This is a genomic window from Methanohalobium sp. (genome assembly GCF_018609725.1).
GTDB lineage: Archaea > Halobacteriota > Methanosarcinia > Methanosarcinales > Methanosarcinaceae > Methanohalobium.
In genome coordinates this window covers 26,875-47,333 of the sequence record NZ_JAHENT010000161.1, presented here as the reverse complement: position 1 = coordinate 47,333, position 20,459 = coordinate 26,875, and the positions used below count along the sequence as shown (strand labels likewise).

The following is a 20,459-nucleotide window of genomic DNA, read 5'->3' as shown; positions in this document are numbered from 1 at the left end:
AAAATCCATGCTTTATTTTGTATGCTATCTTTAATAAGATGATGGGGGAGATACCATAAATAGTTTGGATGCTGATAAAAAAAAATTAAAAGTATTATTTGTGTCGTTGTTACTTGTCATCTGTTTTGCTGCAGGTTTAACCAGTTCTGCAGGAGCAGCTACTAATACTGAAAAAAAACAGATGCAACTAAGTCAAGGCATAGAAGCCTCTCAGGAAGAGGGTCAGGATGTCCACTGGATTTTACCGGGACCCAGAGAACTTGACCCGAAGATATTTGGAACACCTGATAAACCTCTGGGGTTTGAACACGATATTGGTGTACCTATTGATAAAAGAACCACCAAAAACAATGGAACTGAATGGAATGAAACCGCATTTCCAACAGGGTTTTCGGATAAACATGCAGTAATAAGCGGTTCGTTTGAAACCAAGATGATAGACAAAACACCGTTTGATACCAAACAATCAAAGGATGTAGCTAATGGGGTATTCAAATTCACTGGTCCTGATGGTGAAAATGAATACAAGGTTGTACTCAAGAAACTAATCCCTGTAGGTCCAGCACATTCATTCTTTGGTGGTGTGATTGTTGATGGATATCTGCATGGTACAACAGGATATGGTACACGGCTGATGCCAACTGTCTATACATATGGTGCCTTCTGGGGTGTAGGTGAACTGTATATAAACGGAACACTTGTCAGTGACAATCGGTTGCTCCATGTAATGACAACTGAAAATGTAAGAGATGATAATTACGAACTCATGACAGATAGTGAATTACCGCATGAAGGTATAGATACCCATATAATGATGCCAAATACAAAAGTCACTCCTGAAGGACCTGAAGATTCACCAGTGCCCACACAATATGAATTATCAAACGAACAGGACCAACCGTACCTCCATATAATGTATGAGGACACGAATCTGGAAGTATTGGATTTGGAAGAGGATGCACCCACAACAACAACCGGAGTGATTACACTGTTTGGTTTGCTGTTAATAGTCGGTGCAGCGATGATGAAAAGGCGATAATCTATTTCTCTTCTAATCTTTTATTTTTTATTGACCCATGTAAATCAGGTCATGTGAATATTGTTTAAGTTCTGTATTCCACAATTCAATTTCTATATAAGAAATAATTTTGTTTATTATATCGATTCTGTTAGGATAGAACCTTATTGTATAGAGAATACAGGGTAATTCATCTTTTATAAACTCTGAATTGGATTTGTGGATCATTTTTTTGATGCTGTACTCCAGCTCTTCAAACGCTAAGTACCCATTCCGATATCTTATGAGATTTTTGAGCAGGTGATCTAAGTTCTTTTTTTTGTCATCCATGTGGTACACCCCGCATCCTTGATGAAGAAGTACAGCATCAATATTCTTATATATATAATTTCCCCTTGGTGTCCTATAAAAATTAGTGTAATTATTATTCTAAAAATAAGAGCAAGAATAGTCGGAAACAGGGTATTTACCCTGTTTCACGAGGAGTGGGGTATTAGACTATGGGGGTATAGTCTTAAACATCCGTTTTTCCGTTTTTCACCATCCAACTTGTTTTACGGGCAAGAGGAGTGAGCCCATCCAACAATGGAGCAAACCGTTTTTCCGTTTTTTCAGGGAGATTTTATAATTTAGTTTTTATATCTCCACTCTGTATATATTAATGGACAAATAGATATAATCTATGTTCATATTTTTATTCATAAATGGAATTTTGTGAACATATATTGTTATTTAATGACTACAAAATAACAAAATAATAACCCGTAATGGTTTTAACCGTGTATGTAAAAATAAAGGGAAAAGTATAATACAATTGTAGGATAGTTTAAGTAAGGGGGATATCATGGAAAAGACCATAGAAAATATGACAAAAGCCTTTATAGGTGAAAGTCTTGCAAGAAACCGATATACTAATTTTGCAAAAGTAGCAAAAGAAGAAGGATATGAACAGATATCTGAAATCTTTCTCAATACCGCAGAAAATGAACGCGAACATGCAAAATGGATGATGAAGTTAATAAACGAACTTAAAAGCAAAAGTGGAGACAGTCCTGACAAAGTAAACCTTGATGTGGACATTCCGGTTTGTGGAAGTACTATAGACAATCTCAAGGATTCAATCTCAGGAGAAGAATACGAAACAACTTCCATGTATCCTGAATTTGCCAATACTGCTGAAAAAGAAAACCTTACAGAAATCGCTGAAAGGTTAAAAGCAATCGGAGAGGTTGAAAAACATCATCAGGAGAGGTTTAAAAAACTTCTTAAAGAATTGGAAAACAATACAGTGTACAAGAAGGATAAAGAAGTGCAGTGGGTATGCCGCAAATGCGGATATGTGCATACCGGTACAGAACCACCTGAAAAATGTCCTTCATGCGACCACCCGTACAACTATTTCGAAGTAAAATGTGAAGAATACTAACTGATAATTGGCTCATTAACCAATTATATTTTATTTTTGTATTACATGTCTTCAAAATTAACTAACTTTTTAATTAAAATTTTGAGGAGGTATAACTTTAAATAGAAAACGGGTTGCAGCTGCATTTGTTCTGGCAGTGATTCTTCCAACAATGGTAGTAGGGGGTTATGTAGTAGAAAAAGCGTTTATACCTGAAAATATTAGTTCAGGTGATTTTTCCTCAATCTTTTCAACAAGATTATTCATTAACTCAGTTTCACCGTGAAAATCAGAAATCGTCAGTATTTTCATATAATTCCCCCTATAAATTATAGAACAGAGAGATACAAAATTCTTGCTATAAAGTTTAATTCAATATCTAATCTTAATATATTAGATAAAGAACTCATTTCAAAACATGGTTTAAACCTTGTTCCAGCATAACATAAAACATGCGATATTTAATAACCCTTTAAATACTGAATCCAATCTTTCATATCTGCTGTCCAGTTTTCTGAACCCCATTTTCAACCATGCAAAGAACCGTTCAATAGTAGTTCTCTTTTGATAAGACCTTGGTTCAAATCTTGTAGGTCTTCCACGTCTCCTCCTTTTCTGATTTCTGGGATTCACCGGTATATTGCTTTTAATCAATCTGAATCTTAGATATCCACGGATATCTAATGTATCGTATGCCGAATCGGCCAATACTTCATCAGGTCTTGTTCTGGGTCTGGACCCGGTATTAATCTTGATTGAATCCATGAGTTCAACGAACTTTTTACTGTCATGTTCGTTTCCCTGAGAGACGACTAATGCTACAGGAAATCCATCAGTGGTTACACACGCATGGAGTTTTATACCCTTCCTCTTCTTGTAACCATTATATCGTGTTATTTCTCCCCTTTTTTGGTCTCGATGAAACTGCTGTCAATACATACAGTATCTAACGAAAGGTTACCGTTGCTGTATGCGGTATCGCGTAGTGCCTGTATGATATCATCCCAGACACCATCCTGTGACCATGTCTTCAATCGTCTCCATGCAGTCACAGGTGAACCATAACATCTGGGCATATCTCCCCATCGGCAACCGGTGACCAGTACAAAGAGTATACCATTGATGACCTTGCGGTCATCAACTCTCTTCCTGCCGGTCGATGGTTGCGGCGGTAGATAAGGTTCGATGAATTCCCATTGATCATCAGTAAGTTCTTTGAATTCCATTCACTCCCCTCATACAGAAATTGTATGAGGGATTATTAAAATCTTAAAGTTTTGAAATGGACTCAAAAATAAAGATACTTTAACGGGGCAATGTATATATTGTTTCACCTGATTTTTATTGATAGGATAGAATGAGTTTTAGAAATTTTATAGACCGCCTCAAAAACGACGGAAAATTGGAAGAAATAACATATCCTGTATCCAGAAACTTTGAAGCTCCAAAAATTGCCAGAAATATTGGTTCACCAGTATTGTTCCATGACATCGATGGCAATAAAGCAATTATGAACCTTTTGGGTTCAAGGGATGAACTCGCCTCTTTATTCAATATTTCAAAGGACAATATCATACATAAACTTTCAAATGTAGAACCAAATGGAGAAATAAGGATTGTTGATGAATCACCTACAAAACAAATCGTTGATGATGAGGTAGACCTTACAAAATATCCCATAATGACCCATTTTGAAAAGGATGGTGGGCCATATATCACTTCAGGGATTGTGGTGTCAGAATATGGGGATACTACTAATGCATCCATCCATAGACTTATGGTCGTCGGAAAAAACAAACTGGCTGCTCGCCTTGTTCCACCAAGACATACTTATATTCTTCACAAAAAAGCATCTGAAAATGGTGAACGTTTACCGGTTGCTATTGTAATTGGAGCAGACCCTGTAATTGGTTTTGCATCGACCACACGTGTACCTACCGGTAAAGAATTTGAATATGCTGCAGCATTGCGTGGTGGCACCATTGAACTATTTAAATGTGATAATGGTATCAAAGTACCGCATTCTGAAATCGTGCTTGAAGGTTACATTGAACCTGAAGAAAGAGCTGAAGAGGGTCCTTTTGTAGATATTACAGGAACCTACGACCATGTAAGACCTGAACCTGTTATCACCATTACAAAAATCATGCACCGTAAAGACCCAATATATCATGGAATTCTTCCAGCAGGTGCTGAACATCTTCTTATGATGGGTGTTCCCTACGAACCCAAAATCTATAACGCTGTTGATGAGGTTACTACTGTTAAAAATGTCGTTCTTACTGAGGGTGGTTGCTGTTATTTACATGCTGTTGTACAGATTGAAAAACAGACAGAAGGGGATGGAAAAAATGCAATCATGGCTGCATTTGCAGCACATAGCAGTCTGAAACATGTCGTAGTTGTGGATAATGATATCGATATTTTTGATTCAGATGACATTGAATTTGCAATTGCAACCAGATTAAAGGGTGATTCCGATATTTTAACTGTCTCCAATGTACGCGGTAGTTCACTTGACCCCAGAGGCGAATCAGACGGTACCACTACTAAAATTGGACTTGATGCAACCAAAATACTAAAAGAGTCAGAAAAATTCGAAAGAGCCAGAATACCTGAATAACATCAAGGACATCCAAATATGCATCTTACAAAAGAAGAAGAGCAAATATTAAACGGAGAACACGGAGAAACACTTCAAAAGGCGATTGAGATTCTTGTAGCTCTTGGTGACATCTATGATGCCGATGGATTGATACCTATAAAAAGTGCCCAGATTGCAGGTGTATCCTACAAAACCATCGGTGATGCAGGACTTGAATGGATATCCGACCTTGAAGGTGAAGTCAAAGTTCCTGCCATCCTGAATCCTGCGGGAATGGACCTTGAAAACTGGAATGAAATGGACATATCAAAAGATTTTGCCAGAAAACAGCAGGAGATTATTGATGCTTACAGGAAACTCGGTGTCAATACTAAGTGCACCTGTACTCCCTATTACCTTGAAGGCTTTGATACAGAATATGGGGACCATCTGGCATGGAGTGAATCATCTGCTGTATCATATGCCAATTCGGTTATTGGAGCAAGAACAAACAGAGAAGGTGGACCTTCAGCACTGTCTGCTGCACTTATAGGAAAAACAGCAAATTACGGCTACCATCTGGATGAAAACAGGATACCTGATGTGTCCATAACGGTTGAGTGCGAACTTACAGGTTCTGATTACGGTGCACTCGGGTATCAGACAGGAATGATGGTGGGTAACCGTGTTCCACTGTTTCATCTGAAAAATACACCGTCATCTGATGAGTTGAAGGCACTTGGAGCATCAATGGCTGCTACTGGTGCGGTTGCTCTGTACCATGTAGATGGGGTGACCCCTGAAACCCAAAATATAGGGTTTGAACAGCCGTCAGAAAATATAACAATCGAAGCTGACCAGATACAGGAAGTCTATAATACAAATTCTGACATCCAGAACAGTGATGAAATTATAGCCCTTGGATGTCCGCACTGTTCGGGAGATGAACTGGAATACATTGCACAGTTGCTGGATAATAAACAGGTTGACAGGGATGTATGGATATGCACCTCCAGAGAGGTTGCGGATAAAAACTCACAGATTATTGACAGAATAGAAAAAAGTGGTGCAATGGTAGTTTGTGACACCTGTATGATAGTATCTCCAGCAAGCGAAAATTACAATATGATGATGGTTAATTCAGGCAAAGCATTAAATTATGTTCCGGGTATGTGCAAAATACCTTCAAAATTTGGTAGTATAATGGATTGTATAAGGGAAGCGGGGGATAACAATAGAAACAACAAAAATTAACTGCAGGACGATATCCAGAGGATTCGCAGAGGGAGAGGTGCTTATTACTGGTGATTCTATCTCATTTCTGGGGAACGTAGACCCAGAAACCGGAATTGTAGTTGAACCAGGTCACGAACTTTACAACAAATCCATAAAGGATAAAGTTCTTGTTTTTCCGCAGGGTAAAGGTTCTACAGTTGGTTCTTATGTATTATACCAGTTGAGCAAAAATGATGTGGCTCCTGCTGCGATGATAAATATCGAATCTGAACCTATTGTAGCTGTAGGTGCTATTATATCCGGTATACCATTGGTGGACAAACTTGATAGAGATCCATATACGCTTTTAAAAAACGGTTGCCGTGTAAAAATTGATGGAAGTAATGGATGTATTGAGATAAAAAACTATAATCATCAAAATTAAATTTAATTATGAAATCGGACACAGATAGAAAGGAACAATTAAAGGATAACCTTATCAGTGAAATGCATAAGTATATAGACCCTGTGTTTAATGTATATGAAATTAGAAAAGGACACAATAGCAGTCTTTATTTTTACGGTGATCCTAAACTTGACTTGAAAACCATATACAAGAGTCTATGGAAACTTTTTGCAAATAAGGGTTATCAACTCCATATCAAATCAGAACTTGGAGAACATATCATTGCAGCAACTCCATATGTGGAGAAAAAAGAAAATGTTAATGTCAACCTGGCTTTAGCTGTAGCTACGTTTTTTACCACTATGTTTGCAGGAGCGACGATGTTTGGTGTGGATATAACCGGCAACCCATTACAGATTGTTAAAGGACTTCCTTTTACAGTAGCAATAATGGCTGTACTGGGTTCACATGAAATGGGACATTATTTTGCTGCAAAATGGCATGGAATGCGTACATCACTGCCCTATTTTATACCATTTCCCACAATCATCGGAACTATGGGTGCGGTTATAAAACACAGGGGGATGATACCTGACAGAAAATCTCTATTTGATGTAGGGGTTTCTGGACCTATAATAGGACTTGTGGTGTCAATAATTGTAACTATTGTAGGGCTGTCATTAAATCCCGTCTCACAGACAACACAACAATCCGTTATGCTGGAACTTGGCTTACCACCATTGTTCTTATTTCTCATGGAACTTACAGGAACAGTTGGAAACTCTATTCATCCGGTTGCCTTTGCTGGATGGGTAGGTATGTTTATTACACTGTTGAATCTGCTTCCTGCAGGACAGCTTGATGGTGGACATATATTAAAAGCAATGTTTGGTAATAAATCCAGATATATATCGTCGGTCATGCCGTTTTTACTTCTTGGAATCGGTATATATGTGAATTATATATTAAATAAAAATGGTTCTATATGGCTGGTATGGGGGCTTATATTGTCGTTTTTCTCAATGGTTGGACATCCAGAACCTCTTGAAGACAGTATAAACCTTGATAAAGGAAGGCTTGCAGTAGGAATTGTCACATTTGTTCTTGGAGCTCTCTGCTTCACACTGGTACCTTTCACGATTGTGCAGTGATTCAGGTGTCTGTTGTATAGATTTTGTGTCTCATTATGTAGGTGGATATAGCAACACAAAAACCCAGCAAACTTGAGGCTATAAAGACTACAACAAGGTTGGAATTTAACAGTATTACACCAAGTACTGCAGGTGCTGCAGTTTGGCCGACATACTTCATTGTATTAAATAGTGACACAACACTCCCCATTGCATCATTGGGAGCCACCTGAGTGACAAGTGTGTTTAGCAACGGTTGAACCATCCCGAAACCAACACCAAAAACCAGCAATAATAGGAATACCAGTGGTATAGAGTAAACACCAGACATGCCCACGACTGCAATACCCAGTAGTGTGAACCCTATCCCAAGTATGGTATATTTTGGATATTTTGATGCCAGACGTTTTGCTTGAGATGCAAATATTACCATAGAAGCACCCTGTACACCAAGAGCCAGACCTGCACCCTGTGATGTAAAACCAAAATTATCTTTCAATATAAATGGGACATAAATTACAATTGTGTATAAAAGGAAGAATACTGCAAAACTTAAAAACACTGTGTATGCCACTCTGATATCTTTGAGAGACATGAACATTTTTTTAAAACCTGTTCTTTGTTCTGGATTAGAGTTCATGGTTTCGGGCAAGAAAAGCATTGCTATAAATGCAAGAGGAATAGTCAACCCATAAAACAGGAAGGGGTAATTCCACCCGAGAACTGCAAGGGTTCCTCCGATAAGTGGTGCAGACACCGAACCTACGGCTGTGGTCATGCTCATTCTGCCCATAGCATGAACCCTTTCAAGTCCGTCATAGAGTTCGCCTATCATGGTCATTACCACAGGCATCATGCCTGCAATACCGATACCTTGGATAAATCTGAATACAAGAAGTATTGGAAGGTTTGGTGCAAAATAACCCGCTAGACCAGCTACACCATTGATTAAAAGACAGGGTATGAGCACTTTTTTGCGACCTATTCTATCTGTCACCACTCCTAAAAGTACCATAAACAATGCGGTAGAAAACGTATATACACCAAGCACCCATCCAACCGCTTCACGGGATGTATTAAGCGGTTCGACCATCGATGGTAACACGGGCCCCATCAGTGCACCGCCAGCCATTCCGAAAAAAGCAACAAGGCATATGATAAAAAGCACCAACTTATCCATGAATCCCATAATAATCAGTCCTATCAGTATTGTATTTTAACAGGGATATCATTATTTATAAAGATTCGATCCATCTAGCAAAATCTGTCATGTATGTGGATATTATAATAAGGATTTGGAACTTAAAGACAGAGAATGGGAATGTCCTGACTGCAAAAAGACATACATGATAGAGACATCAACGCATCAGTTAACATTAAGAAATTCGCACTGGATAGACAGAATTTAATTTCACCTTCGGGATGAGGGGTAGAGTCTGTGGACTTGTTCTCATATGGGAAAAGTATGAAATAGTAAGTCACTTGGTCTTTAGACAAGTGGTAGTTCACAAATAGTTACTTATTCACCAGTTGATGAGTATCCCACAAACTTTTTAACTATATATGACATCTTGCACGAATATACAAATCTGAAAGTTTTGAATAATAAATATTAAACATAAATGAGGATGAAAATATGGGCAAAACAGGAAGTATCAACTGGATCAAAGTAAAAGGCAGAAAGGGAAACACCATAAAAGTACCAGAATCAAGATCAAATAAAACACATACAGGACCGGCTCAAAGGTTCTCTTCAGATGGAACCAAACGCAGGTTTAAAAAACGCTCTCCAAAATCTATAGTAAAGTAAATTTTTAAATTGGACTTTACTGTAAACTTTTCCTTTTTCTTGTTTTACTGGCGATGTCTGCCAGAATTAGCTGTTTAAACAAAAATAACAAGTTTTATATAGAACTTCAAACAACTAAAAAATAGCTTGAGATAACAGTATCATCAAGATAACAATAACAAAAAGGAGGCTAAATAAAATGGCAGGTCAAATGCAATACGGCGGGCAATCATCAGGTCAACCAATTTTCATTTTAAGAGAGGGCACCCAGAGAACCCGTGGGAGAGAAGCACAGAGCAACAATATAATGGCAGGTAAAGCAGTTGCAAACGCTGTAAGGACTACACTCGGTCCAAAAGGAATGGACAAGATGCTTGTTGATTCTATGGGTGATGTAGTGATAACAAACGATGGGGCTACCATCCTTAGAGAAATGGATATCGAGCATCCTGCCGCCAAAATGATTGTGGAAGTAGCTAAGACACAGGATGATGAAGTCGGTGACGGTACCACAACTGCTGCAGTTCTTGCAGGAGAATTACTTAAAAAAGCGGAAGAAATGATTGAACAGGATATACATCCCACAATCATCGCATCAGGATACCGCATGGCGGCAGAAAAAGCCGGTGAAATTTTAAATTCAATTGCAAGTGACATTACTATTTCTGACAGAGATCAGCTTCTTAAAATCGCAGAAACCGCAATGACAGGTAAAGGCGCTGAAGCATCCAAAAGTGAACTTGCAGAAATCGTTGTAGATGCAGCGACCAACGTTGTTGAAGAAGGCGACGGTAAAAACGTTGATATGGACAATATCAAGGTTGAAAAGAAAGTTGGAGGTCGTATAGACGATTCTGAACTGATACAGGGAATGCTCATCGATAAAGAGCGTGTACATTCCAACATGCCAAAGAAAGTTGAAGGTGCAAAAATCGCTCTTATCAATGAAGCAATCGAACTCAAAGAAGCCGAAACTGAAACCGAGATTTCCATCACTTCTCCAGACCAGCTCCAGTCCTTCCTTGACCAAGAAGAAAAGATGATACGTGACATGGTGCAGAAGGTTATCGATAGTGGAGCAAATGTTGTATTCTGTCAGAAAGGCATCGATGATATGGCACAGCATTTCCTTGCAAAAGCCGGTATCTATGCTGTAAGGCGTGTCAAAAAGAGCGATATGGAAAAACTTGCTCTCGCAACCGGTAGTAGACTGATAACAAACCTCGAGGAAATATCTGAAAATGACCTTGGTAAAGCTGAATTCGTAGAGGAGAAGAAAGTCGGCGGCGACGAAATGACTTTCATCACAGGATGTGACAATCCAAAAGCTGTATCCATCCTACTACGCGGCGGAACAGAACATGTAGTCGATAACATCGAAAGAGCACTTCATGATGCACTGCGTGTTGTAGGAGTTGCAATCGAAGACGAAAAACTGGTGGCAGGTGGAGGATCACCTGAAGTAGAACTCGCCTTTAAACTCCATGATTATTCAACAAGTCTTAGTGGTAGAGAACAGTTGTCAGTCAAGGCATTTGCAGAAGCAATTGAAGTGGTACCAAGGACACTGGCAGAAAACGCAGGGCTTGACCCGATTGACACTCTGATGGATTTGAGAGCCCATCACGAAAAAGGAGAAGTCAATGCTGGGCTTGATGTCTACAGTGGGGACGTTATAAACATGTGGGATAAAAGTGTATTTGAACCCCTTAGAGTCAAAACACAGGCAATCAATGCCGCTGCAGAAGCTGCAGTAATGATTCTTAGAATCGATGATGTAATAGCATCCAGTGGCGGTGGCTCAGAAGCCGCCGGTGGTGGAGCCGGTGGAATGGGCGGAATGCCCCAGATGTAAATAAATTAGATACGCAGTTTCTAACAACTGCTCTATTTTTCTTTATTTTTCAAGACACTTTAAAATATCACTGGGACTGGTTTTGAGTTTAATAAGCCGTGACCTGCCTCTTTTGCCCTGTCCTGAAAATTCCACGTCTATGTGCCGGGCTGCGTATAACCTGTTTATCAGTTTATAAAAGTAGGTGTATCCATGTTCGGTTGCTTCATGGAACGATTTATAAAGATTTCCAGCATATATATTATTGTTATCCACTATTAGCCTGAGAAGGTTTTTTTCATTGGAATTAAGTGACCTTATACTGCGGCAGATATGCAGTAATTTGGATGATTCATATGCATTATCAACATCATCTCTGGTTACAAATCTGCTTGCACGTTTTTCAGCATTCAAACCTGCTCTTTTGAGAAGGTCAATGCCTATACGCAGGTCTCCGAGGTTGTCCACATACTGCACAATATGGTCTCTTACCTCTGCAGGTATTACATCGGGGTAAAATGCATTTTTGATTCTGTCATCTATAATGCCCTGCAATTCACTGTATTCATATCTGGGAAACTCAATTTCTTCTGGAAGGAATACAGAAGTCACTTTTGTATCGAACTGATAGAAAGCCCCTGTATCACTGACCACTGCAATAACACCTATTTTTACACCAGGATAGTGTTCATGTGCTCTAAGCAGTGAATACATAACTTCATCAGCATGGTTTTCATAGAAAAGGTAATTAATATCATCAAGAGTTAATACAAGGCGACTATCATTTTCTACAAGACTTTCCATTGTTTTATCAAAAAGTGACCTGAAAGAAACACCGGAAGTTGGAGGTGTGACTCCTGTTACCTGTTTATAAATTCTTGATATCACAGCAAAGCGTGTGGAATCAATCTGGCAGTTAACCTTTAAAAAGATAACATCATCAACATATTCCTGTATTTCGTTATATATTTTCATTACAGCGGTGGTTTTACCCGTTCCCGGGGGTCCACTTATTAGACAATTGATTGGATTCGTACCATTTATAACAGGTTTTAAGCTGTATTTGATTGCCTGAAGTTGGTTGTCCCGATAGGCAAAATGTTCAGGAATGTGGTCGATTTCAAGGACTTCAGCGTTTTTGAACAACGTTTCATCCCACAAAAGTATATCTTTACTCAAATGGGCATCTCCTGTTTATTTATCATTTAAAAATTACTTGTTTTATTATATTAATTTTTATTTTTATCAGTATTATCATCCAGGTTAACACGTTCTGGGTTGGCAAAAATATACATCTTGGATTCAGAGGCAAAGCCTACAAGGCACAATCCTGTTTTTTTGGCGGTTTCAATTCCACTGTCAAAAGGTGCGCTTTTTGTAACCAACAACGGTACTCCTGATCTTGAACACTTCAACACCATTCCATTAGATTGTCTGCCAGTCGAGAGAAGATACAAACTGGAAACATCCAGTCCTGCAAGTTTGGAATAGCCTATTACTTTATCAATTGCATTATGTCTGCCTATATCCACTGCTTGTGTTACAAGTTCACCGTTTTGATTAATAAGTGCAGCAAGGTGGGTGCCTTTTGTCAGACGATATACACCGGATTCAAGAAATTTTTGAGATGAAAAAATGTATTCTGGTTCAAAAATCACATTGGATTCTATTTTTGTCGGATAATCTTTTGCACTGATACCCATATATCCGGATGACCGCAATTCATATGACAAACTTTTGCAGTCCATATCCAAAATCTCAAGGTCAATTCTGTTCTTATTTTCATAGATTCTGTTTATATCTGCAAAATCAGCAATACCCTCACATATCACATAACCCACTGCAAGTTCTTTTATATCTACAGGAGAGGTGAGAATTGAGGCTATTTTTGACCCGTTAATATACAACTCAACATTTTCTTCTCTGGCAACTGAAAAACTGGTACATGTTGCCGTTTTTTTTCTATCCACTTTCGTTACAGGATAGGTTTTTGTATAATCATCTCTCATTTATAACCCGAATTATTGTTATTTTGATAATTCAAAATTCCAGATAGGTTCTCCATTTATTTCTTCTGTTGTTAGATGTTCTATTTCATGTGCTGCACTGTATGCAGGAGAGCCCGTGAAAATAATGGATTTGTATTCAGGTTCAGAAATCTCAATTTTCTTTTTTTCCGGATTTACCTGTGCCAGTATGATCCTTTCACCTTTAACAGTTATTCTGTAGGGACGTTCTACAAGTACTCGCTCACCACGTTTACTGCATTTTTCAAGCCGATAAACGCTTCCCTGTTTATTTATAATTTCAGGGTTTAAAAACAGGTAGATTTCCTCTAATGTATACCCTGTGCCTTTATTTTCATCGTATTGTGTTGAGGGGTTTTTTATAGACATAACTGATAGTGTATCAGTAGAATAGCTCCATGAACCACCCGATTTTAAAGATAGCATTAGTGGAAGTATGGCTTCTTCCGGCAAACCTAATTCTTTGATAAGGTATTGTTCTTTACCAGCAAACATGAAAAAATTCTTTATTTTATTGATGTCGCTATATTCGTCCATAGAAAACGCTACATTAGTATATTTTAAATATAAAAATTAGAAATTATTGGCATTAAACCTTTTGTTCCTGCTTATTTAAAAAATCCGGTTACTTTCACACCGATTGGTTGCTGTTTTTCTTATATCTTCCTATCTGTGAACCAATAATTTCGTCCAGTTTATATATGAACTCTTCTTTTACTTCATGCGGTATTGTAGCACCGGATGCTATATCATGACCTCCTCCTACACCACCTACTTCTTCGCAGGTTTTGGATATGGCTTCTGAAAGGTTAAGTCCCTGTCTTAAAAGGTCTTGTGTTCCTCTTGCCGATACTTTTACACCATCATCAGTATCTGCAAAACCAATTATAGGGTAGGATCGGTCACCGACAACAGTTGTACTCATACCAGCAATGATGCCTACTATTGTTTCTTTTATACTTGACCCTGAATCAAAATATTGCAGGTTGTTGAGTTTTGTAACACCGTTCTCCTTAACAAACATTAACCCATTGACAAGATTTTGTCTGTGTTCACTTAATAGTTTGCTGGCTTTTTCATAGGCTTCACCACGATCACCTATACAGACAGCAAGACCTATATCAGCATGGTCATATCGTGCAGTTGCGTTAAGAAGAGTGGAAAATTCAGAACAATCACGCATTTCTGTCCCTTCCTGTTCTTTTAAAAGGACATATACTTCAGACACAAGCCTTTCTATTTTGTAGGACGGGACACCTGACCTTACACAATGTTGCATAAGTGCAGAAACTATATGTTGTTTTTCATCCTGTGTACAATCAATCCATCTTCTCCAGCGTTCATCACCTCTGAATCGGATGCCAAGGTTGTGTAAAAATTCTATACATGCATCTTCATCGCCTGTAAGTTCAGGAAGGAATGGGTCGGATGAAAACTGGAGCAATTTGAAAACAGGTCGGGTCTGTTTTCCAAAAAGTGTTAAATCCTTTTTGTAATGCAATACACCGTTTTCAGCACCTTCCTGTAGTATCAAACGGTTAATACCTGTAAGATACCCTTTTTTAGAATGTTGAAAATCACCGGTAGCACCAACAATAGCAAGGTCCGCAAGGTCATTATTGTCGCCAAGGACTGATGCAAGAATGTAGGTTGTACCTGAACCGCTAAGTTCTGATGAACCATTTACTCCAAAAAGGTGTGGGTTGAGGTGGGTTTGTAGTATCTTTGTGTCACCTTTGGGTTGATGGTGGTCTGATATCATAGCATTAATACCTGCTGACTTTATTTCTTCAATCATACCACTGCCAAGGTCTGTAAATATAACAAGTTCATGGTTTTCACTGGAGATATCTTCTATGGCACTTTCATCCAGCTGTTTCAAAAAACGAGTGGAATAATTAATACCTCTGCGTTGAAGAGCTTTACAGATGATTCCTGCAGATGTCAGACCATCTGCATCTATATGGGATACTACATGTACTGTGTCGTATTTTGTTATTTCTTCTACACACTTAACAGCATGATTTCGCATTTCCTGCATTACCTGATTGTAATCCATCTTTGTATCTGACCTCTGTTTAAATTCTACTTCCCAATATCCACTTATTGGGGTCTATTACATATCCGCTTCCATCTCTTTCGATTTCTGGAAAAGCCTGTATTTCAGAAACTGTATACTTAGATTCACCGTTATGAAAGCGTTCAACAAGTTCTGTCCACGGAATGATATGAGCTTTTCTGGAACATCCTGAACCCATCCTGAGTTCTACAGCAAGGAATCCAGTCCTGCCTGATTTATTCAAAAAATCCGATATACGATTTATTTGATGCATGTTGTTTTTGTCCGTTGTGAAATGCTGGGTGAAGTAAAGGGCATTTGCTCCTTTATCAACTGATATGCTTTTGCATTCTATACCCAGATAATAATCAGGGTCGAGTGAATCTACAAGTACATCCAGAAATTGCTGGGCGAATCTATGCTGCTTGAGTCGATGTGCAATACCTTTAATACCGTTTTGCTCAAAAAATATGTTGAATGATTGTACAAGTACTCTTTCAAATTCTGTCATGGATAAACCAGAATATCTGTTTTTCTTATATTAATTCCTGCATTACTATAAACATTGTATTCTTTTTAAATTTGCGTTAACTTGATGTATAATATATTTCATCTGATAATTGATGAATAAAAAAAGCTTTGAAATTCTTTCAGCGATAGGTTCAGTAGTAATCTTAATAATTTTATTGATACTGGTAGAGGAGACAGGACTAACACCAGAAGGTTATATTGTATCATTTTTGGTATTTGTATTGCTTTCTACGGTGTTGGGACTGAAACTTGTGAAAGTCGATTATGGAGAATAATGCTCTAAAGGGTTGATTGGTTATGAGTGTACTGACAAGACGTCTAAAATACGAAACAGAAGCCAATATAGATATAGTAAACATCACTTCGGACGTATCCAATGTAATCGACAATTCAGGAATTAAAAACGGATTTGTGACAGTTTTTGTACCTGGTTCTACAGCGGCAGTAACCAGTATGGAATATGAACCGGGGTTGACATCTGATTTGACCAGTGTACTGGAAAAAATAGCACCAAGTGATGTTGAATATCAGCATGATAATAAATGGCACGATGGCAACGGATTTTCTCATGTTCGTGCTTCTTTATTAGGTCAGAGTGAAACATTTCCAATAATTAACAGCGAACTGGCTAACGGTCCGTGGCAACAGATTGTATTGATAAATCTGGACAACAGACCGAGATATAGAGAACTTATACTCCAGATTTATGGCGAATAAAAACAGTTAATGTCCAATCATTTAAGGATTGGACTCAGCAGAAAAAAGAAAAGTTCTAATAATTACAAAAAACTGAAACAACAGATAGCTCAATACCATGAGAAGATTAGCAACCATAGAGAAGATTTCCAGCATAAGTTAAGTTCCAGATTGATAAGCGAGAACCAAGCTGTCTGTCTGGAAACTTTGAATGTTAAAGGAATGCTGAAAAATCATAATCTAGCACAGCATATAACTGATGCTTCATGGAGTAGTTTTGTACAGAAATTAGAGTATAAAGCAAAATGGTATGGTAAAAACATTATCATTATAGGGAAATTCGACCCTTCAAGCAAAATCTGTCATGTATGTGGATATTATAATAAGGATTTGGAACTTAGAGACAGAGAATGGGAATGTCCTGGCTGCAAAACGACACATGATAGAGACATCAATGCATCAGTTAACATTAAAAAGTTTGCACTGGATAGACAGAATCTAATAGGCATCAAGTCACCTTCGAGATGAGGGGTAGAGCCTGTGGAGTTGTGTTTGTTAGAACAAACTATGAAACAGGAAGCTCCTCCCAAAAGGGAGGAGCAATTCACTTTGTAGAAGCAGCTTTTTGAGTGTCCTGTGACTCCTGCTGTTTCATAAGGAACTGGATGAAATCGGTGCTTAGTCTAGTTTCTCTGACCATTTTATCAACTATTTCTTCGTCTGAGAGACCACTTTCTCTTAAATCCTTTATTCTGTTGTATACATTTCTGGATACTTCAGAATATTCGTTGATGTCTTTTCTGTGTCCCCAAACGTCACCTTCCAATAATGAGATTCCCTGCATCTCAAGAAACATCTTGGCAGAGCTTGAAATGGTCCGCTTGTACGAACTTGGAATATGCAGTGCTTTAAGATTTGGACATCTCATTACCAGTGAAAAAATATCAGTATTGGATGGTCTGAAAGCCATGTGTACTATTTCTTCGCTTTCATCTACGTTTTCGATTTCTTCTTTTGAACTTACGACTCGAATTTTCATAATATCCCTTACTATTAATCAGTGGTTTTTTTATATTGCATAAAAAATTTATACAATACAATTTTTTGTATATACACGATACTATTTAAAGATTATTCTCTTTGGAGTAAAATAGCGACAATATATAGTGAAAATAATTCTGTAAAAACTAATAATTAATGCCAAATTATATAAATATATAAGTTTCAAGATTGATATCGTGTCTATACAATACCATTATCAACTGCTTAAAAAAAGAAAATTGAAATTAATCTATATAACATTGGCATTTATCCTTACATATTTTGCAAGCTGGCTTCCGGATTTTCACTTGCAGGGGATAGAAGGAGTTAATATTAGTTCAGTCGCGGCTTTTGGTCCTTTAAACGGTATGCTTCTTGGACCTTATATTGGACCAATTGTATCGTTTTTTGGTATTATGACACATGTTATAACCAATACCAGCCATATTAGTGCTAATTTATTTCATTTTGCAACTCCTGTATTTGTCATGTTATCTTCGGTTGTTTCCGGACTTATAATTACAAAAAAAGAAAAACCGGCACTGTATATTTTTTCATCTCTGATTGTATTGTGGTATTTTTTTGACACAGGTCGAGAAGTTTTCTATTTACCATGGTTTCATATATTGGTTCTTTTTGCATTCATTATATTCTATAAACGATATCATCATAAGCTAATGCATGTAAGTGTATACACGTTTGTACTGTTGTTTATGGGCTCACTCATGGCAATATTAACTGACCATATGTCAGGTAATATCACTGCACTACTGGTAATGGATTTGCCTGTAAGGTTATTTGAGTCAAGTGTTACTGTTTATCCAATTGAACGGTCGATACTTGCATTTGGAGCGGCATTCATAATGTTTATTCTCGTGGCTGCACTCCAGTATTCCATTATGGAACTTAAAAAAACCGATAGTGAAATCGATGATATGCAAATGGAGAATCTGATAAATTATGCACAGTATGATGTCAAACGCATACTGGATGAAGAACAGGAAGATAAAAATAAGGATTTGGAGAACAAAAATAAAGATTAACTGTTTTGTCTGACGTACTCCAACGGATAAATCCGTAGGGTTCTGTGGTCGCCATCCATCTTGACGTTGCCACTTGCGGGGCGCCAGTACTCCCTTACGATGCATCACTGTCTCCGCCGCATCGTTTGTGCTCGACACCAAGCAGTATTTGATGGAACCTGATGATACACAAACAACCGACTGAACAATGTCTTACATCAGGCAGCTTGCTCAAAGCAACTGTACAATGATAGCATTGCTGTATCTATAATACTATATATGCTATACAAAAATAAAAAAATATTGGTTCAAAAAAAATAACCAACGGGGTTGTTTTATCACTCTTTAAACTTCGTTTAAAGATATCTTTTAAACAACTTAAATCAATGGTTTAAATTTAACTCTAAATTCCAATTTAGAGTGTTTTGATTTAAAGAGAACGGTTAGAAACCGTTGGCTTTCACGTACCCCTGTCACCCCATCTTTGTAATATTTTGTGATATTTTATACATCGCCTTTGAAAAAACGTGGTCGGGTTCAGAAAATACGATGAGGTCATTGTCGGTTTTTGCAGTTATATCGCACATACATGGAATTGATTCTACAACAGGTGTGTTTTGATTTTTACTATTTTTAGGGTATAAATATCCATCATGGCACATGTTTTCAATTATGGCACAATTTTTGTGAAGTATGTTGTAGATGCCGTCTATTACCTGTTCAGTACTTTTGATGCATGTATAGTTTTGTTTGACTACAACGGCGACATAATCGGATGCCGCAACAGCATTGATTGACTCATAGTCAATACCCGGGCTTGTATCCAGTATAACAACATCTATTCCTGAATCAATAAGTTCTTTTTTTGCTCTTATAAGGAATCTCAGAGCTTTTGCCTGCCAGTCACGGTCTTTACTTGAAATCTCGCGGATGGATTCTATATCCGGGTCTGTAAGACCTACATATAAACGCCCTGATGTATCAAAATCATTGCTAATATCATTTACTGCATCTTTAATACTGCATCTGTCATGAAGGACATCATTAATCCAGTATCTGGGTTTTATTTTGAAAAAATTGGTGAATGATGGAGCTTTGAAATCAAAATCAAGAAGGCATACGTTGTAACCTTCTGATGCATATACACCTGCAAGATTTATAGCAATACTTGTTTTTCCAGTGCCCCCTTTAGAAGAATGAACCGCTAGTGTAAAACTCATATAATTCCCACTCAATTAATATTTATTAAAATTATTGTTAATTCACGTTATCATCGAATTTAAAGTATATCTGTTTTCCCTTCCTGAATTTGTAAGCATATCCCAGTTTAACCAGCTGGTTCAGATAATTACTTTCAACCGCCCTTTCTTTTTCAGTTATCTCTGCTATTTCATTGGCAGTAGCCTGTTCCAGTTTAAGTAATGTGGTTGCTGTAGTGCGAAGGTGTTCTGGAAGTGATATAAGTGTCATCACATCCATAGAATTTGATATTATGCTTTCTTTGTCTTTATCATTTATGTTGCTGTTGTTTGTATCCTGTAATAGTCTGTCCAGTTTTTCGTTGATTTCGTTCAGTTTGTCAAGTATTTGGTCAAATGTATCGTTTTCAGACATTGTAATCATGGACTGTCAATGTAGTTTCGATATGGGATACTGGTATATAATACATTGATAGCATTTTAAACCAACCCTAATAATCTGT

The 20,459-nt window shown here is 37.7% G+C and carries 24 protein-coding genes and 2 pseudogenes; 13 read left to right on the top strand and 13 right to left on the bottom strand.

From position 1 onward, the window contains the following. The first annotated feature begins 64 nt into the window (after positions 1-64). Positions 65-1,039: a hypothetical protein gene (locus tag QZ276_RS11120; protein WP_292487988.1), complete on the top strand. Its 975-nt coding sequence runs from the start codon at positions 65-67 to the stop codon at positions 1,037-1,039. Positions 1,040-1,066: 27 nt separating this feature from the next. Here QZ276_RS11120 and QZ276_RS11115 read toward each other — a convergent pair whose 3' ends face one another. Further along, a complete protein-coding gene (locus QZ276_RS11115) occupies positions 1,067-1,348 on the bottom strand; it encodes a hypothetical protein (RefSeq protein WP_292487986.1) in 282 nt (93 codons plus the stop codon). Between the two features lie 514 nt (positions 1,349-1,862). Here QZ276_RS11115 and rbr point away from each other — a divergent pair. Next, positions 1,863-2,444 (top strand): rubrerythrin, encoded by a 582-nt coding sequence (rbr, locus tag QZ276_RS11110; RefSeq protein ID WP_292487984.1) that lies wholly within the window; start codon positions 1,863-1,865, stop codon positions 2,442-2,444. A gap of 165 nt (positions 2,445-2,609) precedes the next feature. On the opposite strand, the gene QZ276_RS11105 is transcribed toward rbr, so the two are convergent. The 3 genes from QZ276_RS11105 to QZ276_RS11095 form a co-directional block, all read right to left on the bottom strand. Next, the gene (locus QZ276_RS11105) at positions 2,610-2,735 is read right to left on the bottom strand and encodes a hypothetical protein (protein ID WP_292487982.1); all 126 of its coding nucleotides are present in this window, start codon (positions 2,733-2,735) and stop codon (positions 2,610-2,612) included. A gap of 111 nt (positions 2,736-2,846) precedes the next feature. Next, positions 2,847-3,284, bottom strand: coding sequence for a transposase (locus QZ276_RS11100; RefSeq protein ID WP_342765729.1), 438 nt, complete (start codon positions 3,282-3,284; stop codon positions 2,847-2,849). A gap of 32 nt (positions 3,285-3,316) precedes the next feature. Next, positions 3,317-3,649, bottom strand: coding sequence for a transposase (locus QZ276_RS11095; protein WP_292487980.1), 333 nt, complete (start codon positions 3,647-3,649; stop codon positions 3,317-3,319). Between the two features lie 131 nt (positions 3,650-3,780). Here QZ276_RS11095 and QZ276_RS11090 point away from each other — a divergent pair, with 131 nt between their 5' ends. From QZ276_RS11090 to QZ276_RS11075, 4 genes are read left to right on the top strand one after another with little or no spacing between them, the layout of a single operon-like run. Beyond that, the gene (locus QZ276_RS11090; protein ID WP_292487978.1) at positions 3,781-5,046 is read left to right on the top strand and encodes a UbiD family decarboxylase; all 1,266 of its coding nucleotides are present in this window, start codon (positions 3,781-3,783) and stop codon (positions 5,044-5,046) included. Between the two features lie 18 nt (positions 5,047-5,064). Next, positions 5,065-6,261: an aconitase X catalytic domain-containing protein gene (locus QZ276_RS11085; RefSeq protein WP_292487976.1), complete on the top strand. Its 1,197-nt coding sequence runs from the start codon at positions 5,065-5,067 to the stop codon at positions 6,259-6,261. Beyond that, the gene (locus QZ276_RS11080; RefSeq protein WP_292488113.1) at positions 6,242-6,667 is read left to right on the top strand and encodes a DUF126 domain-containing protein; all 426 of its coding nucleotides are present in this window, start codon (positions 6,242-6,244) and stop codon (positions 6,665-6,667) included. The genes QZ276_RS11085 and QZ276_RS11080 overlap by 20 nt, the downstream gene beginning before the upstream one ends. An 8-nt stretch (positions 6,668-6,675) precedes the next feature. Beyond that, positions 6,676-7,779, top strand: a complete 1,104-nt coding sequence (locus QZ276_RS11075) for a site-2 protease family protein (protein ID WP_292487974.1) — start codon at positions 6,676-6,678, stop codon at positions 7,777-7,779. Between the two features lies 1 nt (position 7,780). Here the strand turns inward: QZ276_RS11075 and QZ276_RS11070 are convergent, their stop codons facing one another. After that, positions 7,781-8,947: an MFS transporter gene (locus QZ276_RS11070; RefSeq protein ID WP_292487973.1), complete on the bottom strand. Its 1,167-nt coding sequence runs from the start codon at positions 8,945-8,947 to the stop codon at positions 7,781-7,783. Positions 8,948-8,993: 46 nt separating this feature from the next. Here QZ276_RS11070 and QZ276_RS11065 point away from each other — a divergent pair. From QZ276_RS11065 to thsA, 3 genes and pseudogenes are all read left to right on the top strand, one after another. Further along, a pseudogene (locus tag QZ276_RS11065) lies at positions 8,994-9,184 on the top strand (zinc ribbon domain-containing protein); the annotation flags it as partial. 210 nt (positions 9,185-9,394) lie between these two features. Next, positions 9,395-9,568 carry a DUF5350 domain-containing protein gene (locus QZ276_RS11060; protein ID WP_292487971.1) on the top strand — a complete coding sequence of 58 codons (174 nt, stop codon included), beginning with the start codon at positions 9,395-9,397 and terminating at the stop codon, positions 9,566-9,568. 178 nt (positions 9,569-9,746) lie between these two features. Further along, complete coding sequence (thsA, locus tag QZ276_RS11055) at positions 9,747-11,402, top strand: thermosome subunit alpha (protein WP_292487969.1); 1,656 nt, start codon at positions 9,747-9,749, stop codon at positions 11,400-11,402. 42 nt (positions 11,403-11,444) lie between these two features. Here thsA and QZ276_RS11050 read toward each other — a convergent pair whose 3' ends face one another. From QZ276_RS11050 to QZ276_RS11030, 5 genes are all read right to left on the bottom strand, one after another. Next, entirely contained in the window at positions 11,445-12,560 is a 1,116-nt protein-coding gene (locus QZ276_RS11050; RefSeq protein ID WP_292487967.1) for an ORC1-type DNA replication protein, read from the bottom strand. 50 nt (positions 12,561-12,610) lie between these two features. Beyond that, positions 12,611-13,390: a formate dehydrogenase accessory sulfurtransferase FdhD gene (gene fdhD / locus QZ276_RS11045; RefSeq protein WP_292487965.1), complete on the bottom strand. Its 780-nt coding sequence runs from the start codon at positions 13,388-13,390 to the stop codon at positions 12,611-12,613. 18 nt (positions 13,391-13,408) lie between these two features. After that, positions 13,409-13,945 carry a RimK/LysX family protein gene (locus QZ276_RS11040; RefSeq protein WP_292487963.1) on the bottom strand — a complete coding sequence of 179 codons (537 nt, stop codon included), beginning with the start codon at positions 13,943-13,945 and terminating at the stop codon, positions 13,409-13,411. Positions 13,946-14,039: 94 nt separating this feature from the next. Then, positions 14,040-15,467 (bottom strand): DHH family phosphoesterase, encoded by a 1,428-nt coding sequence (locus QZ276_RS11035; RefSeq protein WP_292487961.1) that lies wholly within the window; start codon positions 15,465-15,467, stop codon positions 14,040-14,042. 19 nt (positions 15,468-15,486) lie between these two features. Continuing rightward, positions 15,487-15,978 carry a hypothetical protein gene (locus tag QZ276_RS11030; protein WP_292487959.1) on the bottom strand — a complete coding sequence of 164 codons (492 nt, stop codon included), beginning with the start codon at positions 15,976-15,978 and terminating at the stop codon, positions 15,487-15,489. Positions 15,979-16,090: 112 nt separating this feature from the next. Between QZ276_RS11030 and QZ276_RS11025 the strand changes: the two genes are divergently transcribed. The 3 genes and pseudogenes from QZ276_RS11025 to QZ276_RS11015 all read left to right on the top strand — a co-directional run. Then, positions 16,091-16,273: a hypothetical protein gene (locus tag QZ276_RS11025; protein ID WP_292487957.1), complete on the top strand. Its 183-nt coding sequence runs from the start codon at positions 16,091-16,093 to the stop codon at positions 16,271-16,273. Between the two features lie 22 nt (positions 16,274-16,295). Next, positions 16,296-16,715: a secondary thiamine-phosphate synthase enzyme YjbQ gene (locus tag QZ276_RS11020; protein ID WP_292487956.1), complete on the top strand. Its 420-nt coding sequence runs from the start codon at positions 16,296-16,298 to the stop codon at positions 16,713-16,715. Between the two features lie 33 nt (positions 16,716-16,748). Further along, positions 16,749-17,222, top strand: a pseudogene (locus QZ276_RS11015) (RNA-guided endonuclease TnpB family protein); the annotation flags it as partial. Positions 17,223-17,298: 76 nt separating this feature from the next. On the opposite strand, the gene QZ276_RS11010 reads toward QZ276_RS11015, so the two are convergent. Further along, the gene (locus QZ276_RS11010) at positions 17,299-17,733 is read right to left on the bottom strand and encodes a DUF1699 family protein (RefSeq protein ID WP_292487955.1); all 435 of its coding nucleotides are present in this window, start codon (positions 17,731-17,733) and stop codon (positions 17,299-17,301) included. A gap of 262 nt (positions 17,734-17,995) precedes the next feature. Between QZ276_RS11010 and QZ276_RS11005 the strand changes: the two genes are divergently transcribed. Continuing rightward, on the top strand, positions 17,996-18,778 hold the full coding sequence (locus QZ276_RS11005) for a hypothetical protein (RefSeq protein ID WP_292487954.1): 783 nt from the start codon (positions 17,996-17,998) through the stop codon (positions 18,776-18,778). A 452-nt stretch (positions 18,779-19,230) separates the two neighbouring features. On the opposite strand, the gene QZ276_RS11000 is transcribed toward QZ276_RS11005, so the two are convergent. Together QZ276_RS11000 and QZ276_RS10995 are read right to left on the bottom strand one after the other, a co-directional pair. Next, positions 19,231-19,977 carry a MinD/ParA family protein gene (locus tag QZ276_RS11000; RefSeq protein ID WP_292487953.1) on the bottom strand — a complete coding sequence of 249 codons (747 nt, stop codon included), beginning with the start codon at positions 19,975-19,977 and terminating at the stop codon, positions 19,231-19,233. A gap of 37 nt (positions 19,978-20,014) precedes the next feature. Further along, a complete protein-coding gene (locus tag QZ276_RS10995) occupies positions 20,015-20,380 on the bottom strand; it encodes a transcriptional regulator (RefSeq protein ID WP_292487952.1) in 366 nt (121 codons plus the stop codon). Positions 20,381-20,459 lie beyond the last annotated feature (79 nt).

Excerpts from the sequence above, each read along its gene's own strand:
- QZ276_RS11115 (WP_292487986.1), bottom strand. The coding sequence starts at position 1,348 with ATGGATGACAAAAAAAAGAACTTAGATCACCTGCTCAAAAATCTCATA.
- rbr (WP_292487984.1), top strand. The coding sequence starts at position 1,863 with ATGGAAAAGACCATAGAAAATATGACAAAAGCCTTTATAGGTGAAAGT.
- QZ276_RS11105 (WP_292487982.1), bottom strand. The coding sequence starts at position 2,735 with ATGAAAATACTGACGATTTCTGATTTTCACGGTGAAACTGAGTTAATG.
- QZ276_RS11095 (WP_292487980.1), bottom strand. The coding sequence starts at position 3,649 with ATGGAATTCAAAGAACTTACTGATGATCAATGGGAATTCATCGAACCT.
- QZ276_RS11090 (WP_292487978.1), top strand. The coding sequence starts at position 3,781 with ATGAGTTTTAGAAATTTTATAGACCGCCTCAAAAACGACGGAAAATTG.
- QZ276_RS11085 (WP_292487976.1), top strand. The coding sequence starts at position 5,065 with ATGCATCTTACAAAAGAAGAAGAGCAAATATTAAACGGAGAACACGGA.
- QZ276_RS11075 (WP_292487974.1), top strand. The coding sequence starts at position 6,676 with ATGAAATCGGACACAGATAGAAAGGAACAATTAAAGGATAACCTTATC.
- QZ276_RS11070 (WP_292487973.1), bottom strand. The coding sequence starts at position 8,947 with ATGGGATTCATGGATAAGTTGGTGCTTTTTATCATATGCCTTGTTGCT.
- QZ276_RS11060 (WP_292487971.1), top strand. The coding sequence starts at position 9,395 with ATGGGCAAAACAGGAAGTATCAACTGGATCAAAGTAAAAGGCAGAAAG.
- thsA (WP_292487969.1), top strand. The coding sequence starts at position 9,747 with ATGGCAGGTCAAATGCAATACGGCGGGCAATCATCAGGTCAACCAATT.
- fdhD (WP_292487965.1), bottom strand. The coding sequence starts at position 13,390 with ATGAGAGATGATTATACAAAAACCTATCCTGTAACGAAAGTGGATAGA.
- QZ276_RS11040 (WP_292487963.1), bottom strand. The coding sequence starts at position 13,945 with ATGGACGAATATAGCGACATCAATAAAATAAAGAATTTTTTCATGTTT.
- QZ276_RS11035 (WP_292487961.1), bottom strand. The coding sequence starts at position 15,467 with ATGGATTACAATCAGGTAATGCAGGAAATGCGAAATCATGCTGTTAAG.
- QZ276_RS11030 (WP_292487959.1), bottom strand. The coding sequence starts at position 15,978 with ATGACAGAATTTGAAAGAGTACTTGTACAATCATTCAACATATTTTTT.
- QZ276_RS11025 (WP_292487957.1), top strand. The coding sequence starts at position 16,091 with ATGAATAAAAAAAGCTTTGAAATTCTTTCAGCGATAGGTTCAGTAGTA.
- QZ276_RS11020 (WP_292487956.1), top strand. The coding sequence starts at position 16,296 with ATGAGTGTACTGACAAGACGTCTAAAATACGAAACAGAAGCCAATATA.
- QZ276_RS11010 (WP_292487955.1), bottom strand. The coding sequence starts at position 17,733 with ATGAAAATTCGAGTCGTAAGTTCAAAAGAAGAAATCGAAAACGTAGAT.
- QZ276_RS11000 (WP_292487953.1), bottom strand. The coding sequence starts at position 19,977 with ATGAGTTTTACACTAGCGGTTCATTCTTCTAAAGGGGGCACTGGAAAA.
- QZ276_RS10995 (WP_292487952.1), bottom strand. The coding sequence starts at position 20,380 with ATGATTACAATGTCTGAAAACGATACATTTGACCAAATACTTGACAAA.